The organism is Pseudomonas sp. LA5, from assembly GCF_028640825.1.
GTDB lineage: Bacteria > Pseudomonadota > Gammaproteobacteria > Pseudomonadales > Pseudomonadaceae > Chryseomonas > Chryseomonas aestiva.
This window is the reverse complement of sequence record NZ_JAQYZY010000039.1, coordinates 52,981-70,023: the sequence shown is the minus strand read 5'-3', so window position 1 is coordinate 70,023 and position 17,043 is coordinate 52,981. Positions and strand designations below refer to the sequence as shown.

At 64.9% G+C, this 17,043-nt stretch carries 15 protein-coding genes; 3 read left to right on the top strand and 12 right to left on the bottom strand.

Going from position 1 to position 17,043, the window contains the following annotated elements:
- Positions 1-47 precede the first annotated feature (47 nt).
- Entirely contained in the window at positions 48-1,073 is a 1,026-nt protein-coding gene (tsaD, locus tag PVZ72_RS15165; protein WP_273862375.1) for a tRNA (adenosine(37)-N6)-threonylcarbamoyltransferase complex transferase subunit TsaD, read from the top strand.
- A gap of 45 nt (positions 1,074-1,118) precedes the next feature.
- Here tsaD and plsY read toward each other — a convergent pair whose 3' ends face one another.
- A complete protein-coding gene (gene plsY, locus PVZ72_RS15160) occupies positions 1,119-1,688 on the bottom strand; it encodes a glycerol-3-phosphate 1-O-acyltransferase PlsY (RefSeq protein WP_273862374.1) in 570 nt (189 codons plus the stop codon).
- 110 nt (positions 1,689-1,798) lie between these two features.
- Between plsY and folB the strand changes: the two genes are divergently transcribed.
- Positions 1,799-2,152, top strand: coding sequence for a dihydroneopterin aldolase (folB, locus tag PVZ72_RS15155; protein WP_133861955.1), 354 nt, complete (start codon positions 1,799-1,801; stop codon positions 2,150-2,152).
- Entirely contained in the window at positions 2,149-2,682 is a 534-nt protein-coding gene (gene folK, locus PVZ72_RS15150) for a 2-amino-4-hydroxy-6-hydroxymethyldihydropteridine diphosphokinase (protein ID WP_273862373.1), read from the top strand. The genes folB and folK overlap by 4 nt, the downstream gene beginning before the upstream one ends.
- 136 nt (positions 2,683-2,818) lie before the next feature.
- Here folK and PVZ72_RS15145 read toward each other — a convergent pair whose 3' ends face one another.
- The 11 genes from PVZ72_RS15145 to PVZ72_RS15095 all read right to left on the bottom strand — a co-directional run bounded on the left by PVZ72_RS15145 (position 2,819) and on the right by PVZ72_RS15095 (position 16,941).
- Positions 2,819-3,946 carry a multifunctional CCA addition/repair protein gene (locus PVZ72_RS15145; RefSeq protein WP_273862372.1) on the bottom strand — a complete coding sequence of 376 codons (1,128 nt, stop codon included), beginning with the start codon at positions 3,944-3,946 and terminating at the stop codon, positions 2,819-2,821.
- Positions 3,947-3,998: 52 nt separating this feature from the next.
- A complete protein-coding gene (locus PVZ72_RS15140) occupies positions 3,999-5,540 on the bottom strand; it encodes a SpoVR family protein (RefSeq protein ID WP_133861952.1) in 1,542 nt (513 codons plus the stop codon).
- Positions 5,537-6,808: a YeaH/YhbH family protein gene (locus PVZ72_RS15135; RefSeq protein ID WP_273862371.1), complete on the bottom strand. Its 1,272-nt coding sequence runs from the start codon at positions 6,806-6,808 to the stop codon at positions 5,537-5,539. Before PVZ72_RS15135 ends, PVZ72_RS15140 begins: the two co-directional genes overlap by 4 nt.
- 76 nt (positions 6,809-6,884) lie before the next feature.
- On the bottom strand, positions 6,885-8,807 hold the full coding sequence (locus PVZ72_RS15130) for a PrkA family serine protein kinase (protein WP_133861950.1): 1,923 nt from the start codon (positions 8,805-8,807) through the stop codon (positions 6,885-6,887).
- Positions 8,808-9,167: 360 nt separating this feature from the next.
- Positions 9,168-9,497, bottom strand: a complete 330-nt coding sequence (glpE, locus tag PVZ72_RS15125) for a thiosulfate sulfurtransferase GlpE (protein WP_187980508.1) — start codon at positions 9,495-9,497, stop codon at positions 9,168-9,170.
- Positions 9,494-10,315, bottom strand: coding sequence for a symmetrical bis(5'-nucleosyl)-tetraphosphatase (locus PVZ72_RS15120; protein WP_187980507.1), 822 nt, complete (start codon positions 10,313-10,315; stop codon positions 9,494-9,496). The genes glpE and PVZ72_RS15120 overlap by 4 nt, the downstream gene beginning before the upstream one ends.
- A gap of 8 nt (positions 10,316-10,323) precedes the next feature.
- Positions 10,324-10,710 (bottom strand): Co2+/Mg2+ efflux protein ApaG, encoded by a 387-nt coding sequence (apaG, locus tag PVZ72_RS15115; RefSeq protein ID WP_273862370.1) that lies wholly within the window; start codon positions 10,708-10,710, stop codon positions 10,324-10,326.
- Positions 10,711-10,744: 34 nt separating this feature from the next.
- Positions 10,745-11,536, bottom strand: a complete 792-nt coding sequence (rsmA, locus tag PVZ72_RS15110) for a 16S rRNA (adenine(1518)-N(6)/adenine(1519)-N(6))-dimethyltransferase RsmA (protein ID WP_017640354.1) — start codon at positions 11,534-11,536, stop codon at positions 10,745-10,747.
- 278 nt (positions 11,537-11,814) lie between these two features.
- Complete coding sequence (pdxA, locus tag PVZ72_RS15105) at positions 11,815-12,810, bottom strand: 4-hydroxythreonine-4-phosphate dehydrogenase PdxA (protein WP_273862369.1); 996 nt, start codon at positions 12,808-12,810, stop codon at positions 11,815-11,817.
- A gap of 50 nt (positions 12,811-12,860) precedes the next feature.
- The gene (locus PVZ72_RS15100) at positions 12,861-14,156 is read right to left on the bottom strand and encodes a peptidylprolyl isomerase (protein WP_187981267.1); all 1,296 of its coding nucleotides are present in this window, start codon (positions 14,154-14,156) and stop codon (positions 12,861-12,863) included.
- A complete protein-coding gene (locus PVZ72_RS15095; RefSeq protein ID WP_187980504.1) occupies positions 14,137-16,941 on the bottom strand; it encodes an LPS-assembly protein LptD in 2,805 nt (934 codons plus the stop codon). Before PVZ72_RS15095 ends, PVZ72_RS15100 begins: the two co-directional genes overlap by 20 nt.
- Positions 16,942-17,043: the final 102 nt, after the last annotated feature.

The window sequence follows — 17,043 nt, the reverse complement described above, 5'->3', positions numbered from 1 at the left end:
CTTATCATGCGCAGCCTGACATTCTATACCCTCGAAGGCTTATCTCCATGCGTGTTCTGGGACTGGAAACGTCCTGCGATGAAACCGGCGTCGCCCTCTACGACAGCGAGCGCGGCCTGCTGGCCGATGCGCTGTTCAGCCAGATCGATCTGCATCGCGTCTACGGTGGCGTGGTACCGGAGCTGGCCTCGCGCGATCACGTCAAGCGCATGCTGCCGCTGATCCGCGAAGTGCTGGAAGAGGCGGGCAGCCGTCCCGCGGACGTGGACGCCATCGCCTATACCGCCGGCCCCGGCCTGGTCGGCGCCCTGCTGGTGGGTGCGGCCTGCGCCCAGGCGCTGGCGCTGGCCTGGGACGTGCCTGCCCTGGGCGTCCACCATATGGAAGGTCATCTGCTGGCGCCCATGCTCGAAGAGCAGCCGCCGCAATTTCCCTTCGTCGCCCTGCTGGTGTCCGGTGGCCATACCCAGCTGGTGCGGGTCGATGGCATCGGCCGCTACAGCGTGCTGGGCGAGTCCCTGGACGATGCCGCTGGCGAGGCCTTCGACAAGACCGCCAAGCTGCTGGGCCTGAGCTATCCCGGTGGACCGGAGATCGCCCGTCTGGCTGAGCGTGGCGTCGTGGGGCGGTTCGTCTTTCCGCGGCCCATGACCGATCGGCCTGGTCTGGACTTCAGCTTCAGCGGCCTCAAGACCTTTACCCTCACCACCTGGCAGCGCTGCCGGGCGGCCGGTGACGACAGCGAGCAGACCCGGTGCGACATCGCCCTGGCCTTCCAGACGGCGGTGGTCGAGACCCTGGCGATCAAGTGCAAGCGCGCGCTGAAGCAGACCGGGCTCAAGTCGCTGGTGATCGCCGGTGGCGTCAGTGCCAACCGGGCGCTGCGGCAGAACCTGGAGCAGATGCTCGGCGAGCTGGGCGGCCAGGTCTTCTATGCGCGGCCGCGCTTCTGCACCGACAACGGCGCCATGATCGCCTACGCCGGTTGCCAGCGCCTGCTGGCCGGCCAGCAGGAGGGTCCGGCCATCGCCGTCAAGGCACGCTGGCCCATGGAGCAGCTGGCGGCGCTCTGAGACGGGCGGAGGGCGTCGCCGGGTAATCCCCGGGCGGCGCCAGGGTCAAAAATGACGCTCGGTGCCCTGGCGCAGGGCGCGCAGATTGTGTCGGTGGCGAATCAGGATGAGCAGGGCGAGCAGCAGCATGGGCGCCAGCAGATCCGCACGTTGCCAGGCGAACAGCGGCAGGATGCCGAGCACGGCGACCAGCGATGCCAGGGAGGCGATCCTCAGGCTGGCGAACACCGCAGCCCAGAGCACCAGCCCCAGCAGGGCCGCCGGCGGATAGAGGCCGAGCAGCAGCCCGGCCGCCGTGGCGACGCCCTTGCCACCGCGGAAATGGAAGTACAGCGGATAGAGATGGCCGACCACGGCGGCCAGCCCGATCCAGGCCTGCTGCCGGGGTGACAGTCCCAGCTGCTGGGCGATGAGCACGGGAATCAGACTCTTGCTCAGGTCTCCGGCCAGGGTCAGCAGCGCCAGCTTGCGCCCGGCCAGGCGCAGCATGTTGCTGGCACCGGGATTGCCGGAGCCGTCGTGACGCGGGTCGCGGGTGCCGAACAGGCGACTGAGCAGCACGGCGAAGGACAGCGAGCCCAGCAGATAGGCCAGCAGGAGCAGCAGCCAGAACATGGTAGGGTTCCGCGCCAGGAGAAGGCTCGATTCTACCGACAGCCCGCCGCCCGACGATAGGCCGGCGGCGACGATCACACAGAGCACGGCAAAGGTGCGAGGCAAAGGCAGTGGACAAGGTTTTCATCGAGGGACTCGAGGTCGACACCGTGATAGGGGTGTATGACTGGGAGCGTGACATCCGCCAGTGCCTGCGCATCGATCTCACCATGGGCTGGGATATCCGCGCGGCGGCGGCGAACGACGAACTCGAACACACCCTGAACTATGCGGCGGTGGCCGAGCGCATCACCGTCTTTGCTCACGAGACCGCCTTCGAGCTGGTGGAGACCTTTGCCGAGCGCCTGGCCGCCCTGTTGCAGGCGGAATTCAAGCTGCCCTGGCTGCGCCTGCGCATCACCAAGCCCGGCGCGGTGCCGACCGCCCGCGGCGTGGGCGTGGAGATCGAGCGGGGGCAGGCGTGACCCGGGTCTATCTGGGGCTGGGCAGCAATATCCAGCGCGAGCAGCACCTGGGCATGGCCCTGGACGAGCTCGCGACGCTGCTGACCGCCATGCAGTGCTCGCCGGTGTTCGAGAGCGAAGCGGTGGGTATCCGCAGCGCGCCCTTCTTCAATCTGGTGGTGGCGGGTGACACGGCGCTCGACCCGGCGGCCCTGAGTCAGAGACTCAAGGCCATCGAAACCCGCAGCGGTCGCTATGCGCCGGATCGCCAGGGCCTGCCGCTGGACATCGACATCCTGTTGCATGGCGACCTGGCCGGCGAGTTCGCCGGCCTGACCCTGCCGCGCGCCGAGATCCTGCGCAACGCCTTCGTGCTCTGGCCGCTGGCCCTGCTGGCCGGCGAGCGGCGGCATCCGGACAACGGCCGCCGGCTCGATGAGCTGTGGCAAGAGATGCGCGGCCAGACTACCCAGGTGCTGCGGCCGGTGGCTTTCAGCTGGAAGGGGCTGGAGTTGACGCCCAACGCGTTGCTGAGCGCCGATCAGGTATAGCGCAGCGGTCGTTGGGCTTCGCTGCGCTCAACCCAACCTACGGGAACTGCCGTAGGTTGGGTTGAGACGGCTCCATCGTCGAAGCCCAACGGTGCTCCGTGGTTGGGGTGTTGGGCTCCGCTGTGCTCAACCCAACCTACGAAAGCTGGGCCAGGGCGTCGATGCGGGCCTGTTTGAGCGCCTCGCCCAGGGCCGCGCCCTTAAAGCCCTGGGCGACCAGGGGTTGGACCTCGACTCCACGCAACACCTCGGCCGCTTGACGCAGCAAGGCCAGCGGTGGCTCGCCTTCTTCGGTCCTCACCGCTGCCGCACAGGCGCAGGCCTGGAGGAATTCCTCGAAGCGCGCCGGGCGGCGCAGCACATCGAAACCCTGCAGCAGCTCGAACCAGGCCTCCGGCGTCAGCTGCCGGGCCCGCAGGGCCGTGGGCCAATGACGTGCCAGCAACAGTGCCAGCTCGGCGGGATCACGCGGGACCTTGAAGCGAGCGTTGATGGCCGCGTGCTTCTCTTCCGGTACGTCCAGCAACAGGCAGGCCCAGCGTACGTTCAGCGAGGCCTGGACCTCGGCGCTCTGGCGCAGGGTAGCAGAGACCCGGGCGCCCGGTTCCGGCTGCTCGCCGGCGAACCCGGCAGCCACCTCCGGCAGCAGCGCAGTCAGGGCGCCGCAGTCGTGCAGCACCCGGATGAAGACATCGGGCCGCTCTTCGAGCAGGGCGCGCGAAATTTCCTTCCACAACCGCTCGGCGGTCAGGGCATCCAGCTCGCCGCTGGCGACCATCTCCTGCATCAGCAGCAGCGTTTCGGGCGCCACCTGGAAACCCAGGCTGCAATAGCGGGCGGCGAAACGGGCGACGCGCAGCACGCGCAATGGATCTTCGGCGAAGGCAGGCGAGACGTGACGCAACAGGCGCGCCTGAAGATCCGCGCGCCCGCCATAGGGGTCGATGACCTGGCCATCGTCGTCTTCGGCCATGGCATTGACGGTCAGGTCGCGGCGGATCAGATCCTGTTCCAGGGTGACGTCAGGTGCGGCGTGGAAGGTGAAGCCACCATAGCCGCGCCCGCTCTTGCGTTCGGTGCGGGCGAGGGCGTATTCCTCGCCGGTCCGGGGATGCAGGAACACCGGGAAATCGGCGCCCACGGGACGATAACCCTGGGCGGCGAGGGCTTCGGCAGTGGCGCCCACCACGACCCAGTCGACTTCGGTCACCGGTCGGCCGAGCAGGCGATCGCGCACGGCGCCGCCCACCTTGTAGATTTGCATAGAAAAAGACCTCCTTGCGGAGGTCTAGGATAGCCCGAAAGCCTGACTCGGCTCAGATCGGCGAAGCCAGATCCAGACGCCGGTCATGGTCGCGGCTCTCGTGGCGGGGCGGAACCTGGAAGCTATGGGTGACATCTTCGCCCCTCATGCTTTCCAGGCGGATGTCGAACCCCCAGAGCCGGTGCAGGTGCTTGAGCACCTCGTCCGTGGAGTTGCCCAGCGGCTTGCGGTCATGCTGGAAGTGGCGAAGGGTGAGCGAACGATCGCCACGCCGGTCCACGTTCCAGATCTGCACATTGGGCTCGCGATTGCCCAGGTTGTACTGGGCGGCGAGTTGCTCGCGGATCAGACGATAGCCGCCGTCGTCGTGGATGGCCGCCACCTCCAGTTCGTCGCGCTGGTCGTCATCGAGGATGCTGAACAGCTTGAGGTCGCGGATCACCTTGGGCGAGAGGTACTGCAGGATGAAGCTTTCGTCCTTGAAGCTCTTCATGGCGAAGGTGACGGTGGCCAGCCAGTCGCTGCCGGCGATGTCGGGGAACCAGCGGCGGTCTTCCTCCGTGGGGTCCTCGCAGATGCGCCGGATGTCGCGGAACATGGCGAACCCCAGGGTGTAGGGGTTGATGCCACTGTAGTAGGGACTGTCGAAGCCCGGCTGGTAGATCACCCCGGCGTGGGATTGCAGGAATTCGAACATGAAGCCTTCGGTGACCAGGCCCTCGTCGTAGAGATCGTTGAGCAGGGTGTAGTGCCAGAAGGTGGCCCAGCCTTCGTTCATCACCTGGGTCTGGCGCTGGGGATAGAAGTACTGGGCGATCTTGCGCACGATGCGGATCACCTCGCGCTGCCAGGGCTCCAGCAGCGGCGCGTGCTTTTCCACGAAATAGAGGATGTTTTCCTGGGGTTCGCTGGGGAAGCGCGCCCCTTCGTCATGCGACTCCTTGCCGGCCATCTTGGGAATGGTCCGCCAGAGGTCGTTGACCTGCCGCTGCAACTGCTCTTCGCGCTCCTTCTGCCGCTGGCGTTCTTCGGCGGCGGAGATGGGGTAGGGCCGCTTGTAGCGATCCACCCCGTAGTTCATCAGCGCATGGCAGGAATCCAGCAGTTCTTCCACGGCATCGATGCCATGGCGTTCCTCGCACTGGGTGATGTACTGCTTGGCGAACACCAGGTAGTCGATGATGGAGCTGGCGTCGGTCCAGGTGCGGAACAGGTAGTTGCCCTTGAAGAAGCTGTTGTGACCATAACAGGCATGGGCGATCACCAGCGCCTGCATGGTCATGGTGTTCTCTTCCATGAGGTAGGCGATGCAGGGATCGGAATTGATCACGATCTCGTAGGCCAGGCCCATCTGGCCGCGGCTGTAGTGCTTCTCGGTGTGCAGGAAGTGCTTGCCGTAGGACCAGTGGTTGTAGCCGATGGGCATGCCGACGGAGGCATAGGCATCCATCATCTGCTCGGCGGTGATCACCTCGATCTGGTTGGGGTAGGTGTCCAGCGCATAGCGCTTGGCGATCCGGGCGATCTCCCGGTCGTAGGTCTGGATCAGCTCGAAGGTCCATTCCGAGCCGGTGGAGATGGGCTCACGTTTCATGACACGAGTCTCCGCTGGAACAGTTCGCGGAACACGGGATAGATATCCCCCGCCGAGACGATCTGCTGCTGCGAGAAGGAATCCGGGAAGGCGCCGCGAACGTTCTCGTATTCGTACCACAGCGCCTGGTGCTCGCGCGGGGTGATCTCCACATAGGTGTAGTACTGCATGAACGGCAGGATCTGCTTGGTCAGGATCTCCCGGCAGATGGGCGAGTCGTCGTTCCAGTTGTCGCCGTCGGAGGCTTGGGCGGCATAGAGATTCCACTCGTTGACCGGATAGCGCTCGGCCATGACCTCCTGCATCAGCTTGAGGGCGCTGGAGACGATGGTGCCGCCGGTTTCCCGGGAGTAGAAGAATTCCTCCTCATCCACTTCCTTGGCGCTGGTGTGGTGCCGGATGAACACCACCTCAATGCGTTCGTAGTTCCGCTTGAGAAACAGGTAGAGCAGGATGTAGAAGCGCTTGGCGATGTCCTTGGTGGCCTGGGTCATGGAGCCGGAGACGTCCATCAGGCAGAACATCACCGCTTTGGAGCTGGGGCTGGGCTGCTTGGACAGCAGGTTGTACTTGAGGTCGAAGGTGTCGAGGAAAGGCACCTTGTCGATGCGCGCGCGCAGCCGCTCGATCTCGGCCTCCAGCGCCTGGATGTCGCCCAGGTTGTCGGGTTCCTCCACCCGCAGCCGCGCCAGCTCCGCCCTGGCTTCGCGCAGCTTGTTGCGACTGCCGCCGGAGAGGGCGATGCGCCGCGCATGGGAGGCGCGCAGGGTGCGGATGATGTTGATGCGTGCAGGATTGCCCTCGTTGCTGATGCCCGCGCGGACCGTCTTGAAGGTGTCGGTGCCGGTCAGCTGCTTCTTGACCAGATTGGGCAGTTCAAGGTCCTCGAACATGAAGTCGAGGAATTCATCCTGGGTGATCTGGAAGGCGAATTCGTCCATGCCTTCGCCACTGTTGCTGGCCTTGCCCTGGCCCTGACCGCCGCCGCCGCCCTGGGGGCGCGGGATGCGTTCGCCGCTGACGAATTCCTTGTTGCCCGGGTGGACGATGGTCTGGCGGCCGCCCTTGCCCTGATAGAGGGCGGGTTCGTCGATATCGCGGGCAGGAATGCTGATCTGCTCGCCGTGTTCCATGTCGGTGATGGAGCGCCGGCTCACGGCTTCCTCGACCGCCTTCTTGATGTGCTCACGATAACGCCGCAGGAAACGCGTGCGGTTCACCGTGCTTTTGTTCTTGCCGTTTAGACGCCGGTCGATGACATAGCTCATACAGGCCCTCCGGGCTATTGCAGGACACCACGACGACGCGGCTGGCGCGTCGTCGCGGGCTCAGCCTCAGGCTGCCTTACTGCGACTTGCGTACCCGTGAATACCACTCGGACAACAGTCGTACCTGCTTCTCGGTGTACCCGCGCTCTACCATGCGGGTCACGAAGTCGCTGTGCTTCTGCTGGTCTTCCTTGCTGGCCTTGGCATTGAAGCTGATGACCGGCAGGAGCTCCTCGGTGTTGGAGAACATCTTCTTCTCGATCACCGCGCGCAGCTTCTCGTAGGACAACCAGCTCGGATTCTTGCCGTTATTGTTGGCACGGGCGCGCAACACGAAGTTGACGATTTCGTTGCGGAAATCCTTCGGATTGCTGATGCCGGCCGGTTTCTCGATCTTCTCCAATTCCTCGTTGAGCGAGGCGCGGTTGAGGATCTCGCCGGTTTCCGGATCGCGGTATTCCTGATCCTGGATCCAGAAGTCCGCGTAGAGCACGTAGCGGTCGAAGATGTTCTGGCCGTATTCGCTGTAGGACTCGAGGTAGGCGGTCTGGATCTCCTTGCCGATGAATTCCACGTAGCGCGGCGCCAGGTATTCCTTGATGAATCTCATGTAGCGCTCGCGGGTCTCGGCCGGGAACTGCTCGGCTTCGATCTGCTGCTCCAGCACATAGAGCAGGTGCACCGGGTTGGCCGCGATCTCGTTGGCGTCGAAGTTGAACACCCGCGAGAGGATCTTGAAGGCGAAGCGCGTGGAGAGCCCGTTCATGCCCTCGTCGACGCCGGCGCTGTCGCGGTATTCCTGGATCGACTTGGCCTTGGGATCGGTGTCCTTGAGGTTTTCGCCGTCGTAGACGCGCATCTTCGAATAGATGTTGGAATTTTCCGGTTCCTTGAGGCGCGAGAGCACCGAGAACTGGGCCAGCATCTTCAGGGTGTCCGGCGCGCAATGGGCGTTGGCCAGGGAGCTGTTGACCAGCAGCTTGTCGTAGATGTGGATCTCGTCGGAGACGCGCAGGCAGTAGGGCACCTTGACGATGTAGATCCGGTCGATGAAGGCTTCGTTGTTCTTGTTGTTGCGGAAGGTGTGCCACTCGGATTCGTTGGAGTGGGCCAGGATGATGCCGCTGTAGGGCAGCGCGCCGAGGCCCTCGGTGCTGTTGTAGTTGCCTTCCTGGGTCGCGGTCAGCAGGGGGTGAAGGACCTTGATCGGGGCCTTGAACATCTCCACGAATTCCATCAGGCCCTGGTTGGCGCGGCACAGGGCGCCGGAGTAGCTGTAGGCATCCGCATCGTTCTGCGGGTATTCCTCCAGCTTGCGAATGTCCACCTTGCCCACCAGGGCGGAGATGTCCTGGTTGTTCTCGTCGCCCGGCTCGGTCTTGGCGATGGCGATCTGGTTGAGGATGGAGGGGTAGAGCTTGACCACCCGGAACTTGCTGATGTCGCCGCCAAATTCCTGCAGCCGCTTGGCGGCCCAGGGCGACATGATGCTGCGCAGGTAGTGGCGGGGAATGCCGTAGTCCTCTTCGAGGATCTGGCCGTCCTCGTCGGGATTGAACAGCCCCAGGGGCGATTCGAACACCGGCGAGCCCTTGATGGCGTAGAAGGGGACCTTCTCGATCAGGTGCTTGAGTTTTTCCGCGAGGGACGATTTACCGCCACCTACCGGGCCGAGCAGATAGAGGATCTGCTTCTTCTCTTCCAGGCCCTGCGCCGCGTGGCGGAAATAGGACACGATCTGCTCGATGCAGTCTTCCATGCCATGGAAGTCGGCAAAGGCAGGGTAGCGGCGGATGACCTTGTTGGAAAAGATGCGGGACAGGCGTGAGTCGCTGGTGGTGTCCACCAGTTCGGGTTCGCCGATGGCCATGAGCATGCGCTCGGCGGCACTGGCAAAGGCGGTACGATCCTTCTTGCAGATCTCAAGGTATTCCTGAAGGGAATACTCTTCCTGGCGAGTCGCTTCAAAACGCCCCTGGAAGTGACTGAAAATGCTCATGACGTCTCCTCGCTGGATACCCTGGACCAGCTTGGAATCGATGCCTGGAGCCTTGCCTTGCTGCCGGTGGGGAGCGGTCATGCCGGGCGACGAAAGATAACGTCCCTAATACCTTCGTTGTCGTCTTGCCTAATCGATCCGCCTGCAGAAGTAGGGTTGGGTTTCGAGAGACGCACGAAGGAGACCGATGGAGACGGTCCCCCTGGAATTCCCCCGAATCTCCAGTGGTTACACCGATGGTCCAAAGCCGGTTATCGAACCCGCCGTTTCCGGAGGGCCTGATTCCAGAATAGTCCTATCTGCGAGATGTGGAAGAGCCAATTCGGTTTATTCTTGTAACCACAGCGTCAAGCCATTGTGTTAAAGGGCCTCGCCACTTTCGGTCTGTTCGGGATAGCGGGTACGCCAGTTTTCGAAGCCGCCGTCGACACTGTAGACCTGGCTGAAGCCCTGGCCGGCCAGAAAGGCCGCCGCGCTCTGACTGGAGTGACCGTGGTAGCAGAACACCAGCAGCGGCGCGTCGAGATCGGCGGCCGCGATGAAGTCGTGGATGTTCTGGTTGTCGAGACGCTGGGCGCCGGCGACGTGCAGGGTGGCATAGCTGTGCGGGTCACGGATGTCGACGATCCGCGCGCCCTCGCTGCGCAGTTCCAGCGCCCGTTCCGGGGAGATACAGGTGAATTCGCTCATTTCTTCTCCTTGCAACTGCAGAGATGACGGCGGTTGCCGTCGACGTCGAGCAGGGTCATGTCGCCGCCCCAGACACAGCCGCTGTCGAGCGCCTCGACATTGGGCGCCGCGCAGCGACCCTTGAGCGCGGCCCAGTGGCCGAACAGGATGCGCACGTCCCGGGTCAGCCGGTGATCGTGGCTGAACCAGGGGGCGAAACCGGCCGGCGCGCTGTCCAGGCCTTCCTTGCTCTTGAATTCCAGGCGACCTTCCGGACTGCAGAATCTCATCCGCGTCAGGTAGTTGGTGATCAGGCGCAGGCGCTCCTGGCCCTGCAGCTCATCTTGCCAGAGCGCCGGCTCGTTGCCATACATCTGCTCGAGAAAGGGCACATGGGCCTGGTCATCGCGCAATACGGCTTCCACTTCGCCGGCCAGGCTCAGGGCCTGGGCCAGCGTCCATTGCGGCGGCAGACCGGCGTGGACCAGCACGCAGTTGCGCCCGGCATCGTGCCGCATCAGCGGCAGGTGGCGCAGCCAATGCAGCAACTCGTCGCGGTCGGGCGCGGCGAGGATGTCGCTCAGGGTGTCCTGCTTCTTCAGCCTGGCGCCGCCCAAGGCCACTGCCAGCAGGTGCAGGTCGTGATTGCCCAGAACGCTGACCAGCGAATCGCGCATCCCGTACAGGTATCTCAAGGTTTCCAGGGACTGAGTTCCGCGATTGACCAGATCACCCACCAGCCAGAGGCGGTCCTGCGCGGGATCGAAGCGGACCTCGTCGAGGAGGCATTTGAGCGGGTCGAGGCAACCTTGCAGGTCGCCAACGGCGTACAGCGTCATCGGGACTCCTAGTGCAGCGAGCCGGGTACGGCCAGGCGGAAGGTGGGGATGGTGGCCTCGAAGGTATGGCCATCGCTGGCGACCATCTGGTAGCTGCCCCTCATGCTGCCCACCTGGGTCGGCATCAGGGTGCCGCTGGAATAGCTGTGGGTTTCGCCCGGCGCGATCAGCGGCTGCTCGCCCACCACGCCCGGGCCGCGCACTTCCTGCGCCTCGCCATTGCCGTCGGTGATGATCCAGTGGCGGCTGAGCAGCCGCGCCGGCAGCTGGCCATCATTGCGGATGCTCACGTCGTAGGCGAAGGCGTAGCGCTCCTGGCTGGCGCTGGATTGTTCGGGCAGGTAGCGGGTGGTGACCTGCACGGTGATGAGGTAGCGCGGATCGGGCTCGGTCACAAGAGGATTCTCGGCAGATACGGATGGAGGGGCTTCAGCTGGACGCCAGCTGGTTGGCCAGGCGTACATAAGCGGCCAGGTCCAGCTGTTCGGGGCGCAGCCCCGGGTCGACATCGGCGGCTTCGATGGCGGCGCTGTCCAGGGTGCCCTTGAGGGTGTTCCTGAGGGTCTTGCGCCGCTGGCCGAAGGCCTCGCGGACGACGCGCTCTAGCAGGACCGGATCGCGCGCCACGTGGGGGCGCTCGGTGTGGGGCACCAGGCGCACGATGGCCGAATCCACCTTGGGCGGCGGATTGAAGGCGCCCGGACCGACATTGAACAGGTGTTCCACGCGGCAGTGGTACTGCACCATGATCGACAGCCGACCCCAGTCGCCGTTGCCGGGCACCGCGGCCAGCCGTTCCACCACTTCCTTCTGCAGCATGAAGTGCATGTCGGCGATGATGTCGGCGAAGCTGAGCAGGTGGAAGATCAGCGGTGTGGAGATGTTGTAGGGCAGGTTGCCCACCACCCGCAGCCGATCGCCGGCGGCGATGCTGGAGAGGTCGTACTTCATGGCGTCACCCTGGTGCAGGGTGAACAGCGGATTGAGGCCGAACTTGAGTCGGAGCAGGGGAATCAGGTCCTGGTCCAACTCGATGACGTCGAGCCGGGCGCCACTGCCGAGCAGGCCTTCGGTGAGGGCGCCCTGGCCCGGCCCGATTTCCAGCAGGCGTTCGCCGGGTCGACCGTGGATGGCGCGCAGGATGCGATGGATCACTCCGGCGTCGTGCAGGAAGTTCTGGCCGAACCTCTTGCGGGCGCGGTGTTGGTAGAGCTCGGTCATCAGGTGCTCCGGCGCAGGCAGCGGGCCTGCAATTTCAAGACGGCAAAGACCCACCAGTTTAGCAGACCCTTGACCGTCACCGGAGCGCTCAGAGCCTGTTCATAACCTGCTGCGCGTCGGCCAAACTGCGTTGAAAAGACCCTGGAAGGCCAGCTCCGTCGGAGATGCTCTTTTACCCTTCGTAAACTCGCCCGCGAGTCCGATCCGCTTCCTCAGGGCTTTTTGCGGGGCCGCCCAGGCCTTGTTTGTCTCTAACTCGCGAGGTTATGAACAGCCTCTTAAGTCACCGAACGGCGATGGGCCGCCATGCTGTAGGCGGTCTCCAGGGCGACCTTCAGACTGCCGGTATCGATGCGTCCGCTGCCGGCCAGGTCGAGGGCGGTGCCATGGTCGACCGAGGTGCGGATGATCGGCAGGCCCAGGGTCACGTTGACCGCGGCGCCGAAACCCTTGTGCTTGAGTACCGGCAGGCCCTGGTCGTGATACATGGCCAGGACCGCATCGCAGTGCTCGAGGTGCTTGGGCGTGAAGAGGGTGTCGGCGGGCAGCGGCCCAATGAGGTCGAGGCCTTCGGCGCGCAGGCTGTCCAGCGCCGGCTCGATGATCTCGATCTCCTCACGGCCCAGGTGACCGCCTTCGCCGGCATGGGGATTGAGACCGCAGACCAGGATGCGCGGCCGCGCCACACCGAAATAGCGCTGCAGATCGCCATGCAGGATGCGGGTCACGTCCAGCAGTGTCTGGCGATCGATGGCATCGGCCACCTCGCGCAGTGGCAGATGGGTGGTGACCAGGGCCACTCTCAGGCCGGCCGTTGCCAGCAGCATCACCACCTGGGAGGTTTGGGTCAGCTCGGCGAGAAATTCGGTGTGGCCGGAAAAGGCCACGCCGCCGTCGTTGATCACGCCCTTGTGCACCGGCGCGGTGATCATCCCGGCAAAGGTGCCGTCGAGACAGCCCTGGCCGGCGCGGGTCAGGGTGTCCAGGACATAGGCGGCATTGGCGGTATCGAGCTGGCCGGTCACCACCGGGGCACCCAGCGGGGTATCCCAGACATAGAGCGCACCGGCGGGTGCCGGGCGGTCGGGCCAGGCCGTGGGAGCGACCTCGATGAGCTCGATGGCGAGTCCCAGCTCGATCGCGCGAGCGGCCAGGAGGTCGCGGCTGGCGATGGCGATCAGGGCGTGGGGCTGGGCCACGCGGGCCAGCAGCAGGCAGAGGTCGGGACCGATACCGGCGGGCTCACCGGGGGTCAGGGCGAAGCGCAGGGCCATGGCGGGCTCCGGAAACAAGAAGGCCGCAGGGGGGGCCTGCGGCCTTGGGGTTACTGCTTGATCTCGACGTAGGCTTCGTCGCGGATCTGGCGCAACCAGGTCTGCAGTTCCTGGTCGTACTTGCGGCTACGCAGGAGATTCAGCGCCTGCTGCTCGCGCGCCTGCTGGGTGTTGTCGGTGGCCCGACGGCCCAGGACTTCCAGAATGTGCCAGCCGAAGGCGGTGCGGAACGGCTGCGAGAGCTGGTTGACCGGCGAGTTGTTCATCACCTCGCGAAATTCCGGGACCAGGGATTCCGGGTTGATCCAGCCCAGGTCGCCGCCATTGAGCGCCGAGCCCGGGTCTTCCGAGAAGCTCTTGGCCAGGGTGGCGAAGCTCTCGCCGTTCTGGATGCGCTCGCGCAGGCGCGCCGCCAGGCGCTGGGTCTCGGCATCGCTGCGCACGGCATTGGGCTTGAGCAGGATGTGCCGGACGTGCACCTCGTCGACGATGCTGGCCTCGCCTCCGCGCTTCTCTTCCACCTTGAGGATCACGAAGCCACCGGGCACGCGCACCGGCTGGGTGATGCCGCCGACGCCGACACTGCCGATCAGGCGATCAAAGGGCGGGGGCAGCTGGGCGGCCTTGCGCCAGCCGATCTCGCCACCGTCGAGGGCGTTGTCACCGGCCGAGCGGGCGATGGCCAGCTGGTTGAAGTCGGCGCCCTGACGCAGCTGGTTGTAGGTGTCCTGGGCCTGGCGCGCGGCGGCGTCGAGACCGGCGGTGCCAGCGTTGTCCGCTGCCGGGATCAGGATGTTGGCCAGGCGATACTCTTCGGACAGCTGTAGCTTGCCCAGGTCCGAGGCGAGGAAGTTCTGCACCTCCTGCTGGGTGACCTGCACGCGCTGACCGACCTGACGCTGACGCACCCGGCTGATCATCATCTCGCGGCGGACCTGCTCGCGGGCGGCGTCGTAGGAGAGGCCATCGCGGGCCAGGGCCTTGCGGAAGTCGGCCACGCTCAGGCCATTGCGCTGGGCGATGGTGGCCACGGCCTGGTTGAGCTCCTCGTCGGAGATCTTGACGCCCATGCGCCCGGCCAGCTGCATCTGGATGTCTTCCAGGATCAGCCGTTCGAGCACCTGCTGACGCAGCTCGCTTTCCGGCGGCGCCGCTGCGCCGCGGCGGGTGATGTTCTGCTTGACCTCGTTGAGTCGCTGATCGAGCTGGCTCTGCATGACCACGTCGTTGTCGACGATGGCCACGACCTTGTCCAGCGGAACCACGGCAGCCTGAGCCAGAGGGGAGAGAGCGAGCGCCGCGCCCAGGGCGAGCGGGCGCAGGGCGTTACATAGCTTGGTCTTCACGTTCACGATAGCCTTGAATGCCTCTGTCCAGGAAGCCTTCGGTCTTGCCGCCGAAGACGTTGCCAAGTCCCTTGAGCACGATCTGCAGGAAGATCCCGCGATCGGCTTCGGAACTCTGGGCGGTGTAGAAGACGTCGTCTTCGCTCTTGAGCCAGTAGCGGCTGATCAGGCGCAGCTTCCAGCAGCAGTTGTCGTATTCGAAGCCACCGAAGGCTTCGAGGGTACGGCTCTTGTTGTAGTCGAACTGCCAGCGGGCAATCGCGGACCACTGGGGCACGATCGGCCAGATGAAGGAGATGTCGTGCTGGTCGACCTTGTAGTCGTCGCTGTTGTAGGTGAAGCGGCCGAAGTTCGGATCGAACACCCGGACGTTGTCACGATAGCGATAGCCAACGTTGAGGATCTTGCCCGGCTCGGCTTCCGGCTGGTAGTGGAACATGACGCTGCCGGAGTCCGTCTGGTGCAGGGTCGGATCCCAGTTGAATTCGCCATTCACGCGCCAGTCGCGATTGAAGCGATACATGCCGGCCAGGGCATAGGGCGAGCGCGAGGTGGTGGCCTGGGGATTGTCGATGTTCTGCCCCAGGCTGCGGGCGTAGGCCAGGTCGTCCTTGGTCAGGCCGGGCAGCTGCACTTCGCGGTCGCGGAAGTAGAACAGCTGACCGAAGCTCACGTTGGCGCGCTCGAAGCCGTTGGGCTCGATGAAGCGGCTGGTGGCACCCAGGGCCAGCTGGTTGGCGTCGCCGATGCGGTCGCGACCGGTGAAGCGGTTGTCGCGCCACAGCGAGCTGTAGCTGAAGGTGTATTCGCCGGTATCGAACACCGGCAGATCGTCCTGGTCGCGGTTGGGTACGTAGAGGTACTTGGCGCGGGGTTCCAGGGTCTGCTTGCCGCCTTCGCCGAACAGATTCGAGGTGCGGTCGAAGTAGAGGCCGCTGTCGAGGCTGAAGATCGGCACCGAGCGGGTCGGGCTGTCGTTGAAGCTGGTCACGCTGGAACCGGCCGCGGCGCGACGGCTACCGCCGACCAGCGGCGAGTTCAGGTCGTTCTGGCCGGTGCTGTCCAGATCCAGGTCGTAGCGGGTATAGGCATAGCGCAGCGACGGCGTCAGGAAGCCCCAGGACGCGGTCATCGGGCGGGCAATGCCCGGCTCGACGTGGTAGCGATTGCCTTCGGCGCGGGTCAGGCCGAACAGGTTGACGTCCGGGCGGTTGCGCACGTTGGTGCGGTTGCCGTTGTCGTCCAGGTCGAAGTAGGTGTTGTCGTCGAAGCTGCGGGTGAAGCGCACCGCCTCGGTGTCGTAGGTGAAGTCCAGACCGCCCGGGTTGTAGGGCAGGGCGCCGCTCAGGGTCAGCTGCGGCAGGCGGTTGTAGGGCGTCACGTCGGAGACGGTGGCCAGCTGGTAGGCCTGGGCGTTGAGGCCGGCGACGAAGGTGTCGCCGCGGTAGGTCAGGCGACCCTGCTGGTTGACGTAGGTCGGCTTGTTGATGCCGAGGTCGGTGTCCAGGTCCTGGAAATAGTAGGGGTCGCTGATGCGGGTGTAGTCCACCTCGGCCATCAGGCGCGAATCCAGGCCGCTGCGATTCTTCCAGCCGTACAGCCAGCGGTTGTCGGTGGCTTCCGGTTCGCCCTCGTGCTCCGGGTCGGTGTCCTTGAGGTAGGAGCCGTAGACCTCGCCTTCGCTGCTGCGGGTCAGGTAGCGGAAGTCGCCCTCGGTCTGCAGGCCGTGCTTGGCCATGTAGCGCGGATAGAGGGTGGCGTCATAGTTGGGCGCCAGGTTGAAGTAGTAGGGCGTGGTGATCGCGAAGCCGGTGTCGCTGGAGGTACTGATCGAGGGCGCCAGGAAACCGGACTGCCGACGGTCGTCGATCGGGAAGTAGATGAAGGGCGTATAGAGGACCGGGATGTCCTTGACCCGCAGCGTGGCGTTGGTCGCGTAGCCGAGGCCGGTGGCCGGATTCAGGGTGACGGTGTTGCCCTTGACCTGCCAGGCGTTGCTGCCCGGTTCGCAGGTGGTGTAGGTGCCATCCTTGAGGCGGATGATGGCGTCGTCGCCACGCTTGGCGTAGAGCGCGCTGCCACGGGCGCGGCTCTGGTGCATGACGAATTCGGCGTTGTCGACCTGGACCTGGCCGTTGTCCAGCTGCATGTCGGCCTTGTCGCCGACCATCAGCAGGCCGTTGTCGCGGAATTTGACGTTGCCCTTGAGCTCGCCGCGATTCTCCAGCTGGTGCAGGTTGGCTTCCTGGGATTCCACCTGCATGCCGCCCTGGCGCAGCACCACGTCACCGGCCAGGGTGGCGACCTGCTGCTCCTGCTCGTAGCGCGAGGCCTTGGCGGAGATATAGGTCGGGGCCTTGGCGGTCGGGGTGTCGTCGTACATGCCCGGACGCTGCGGCTCGACATAGGCACCGCTGCAGTAGGGACCGGTCTCGGCCAACTGGGCCGGGGTCAGCTGATCGCGCGGGACCCAGTCCAGGTGGCTGTAGTCGGCGCTGCGGGACTTGAGGGCGCGGCCCTTGCTCTCGGTGACCAGCACGGCAGCATCGCCCTTGCGCGCGGCGGGCTCCGCCGCGACGCCCTGGGTCTCGCCCTTGCTGGGGCGGGGCGGAATGGCCGCGGTGGGTGCCTGGGTGTTGCACGACCAGCCGCCGCCGGCTCCGGCGTTACAGCTGAACTGCTCGGCGGGGGCGGCGATAAGGGCGGTGACGGGCTGCATGGCGAGCAGGCTGCCGGTTACCAAGAGGGGAAATTTTCTGCGAAACGCGGGGGTTTTCACGGCCATCCTTAAAGTCGTCCTGCACGCCGGCCATTAAGGGGCCGCGGCCTCTCGATGGGCTCAAAAAGATAGCGGATAATAAAACATGACCTGCACATCGGCTAGGGC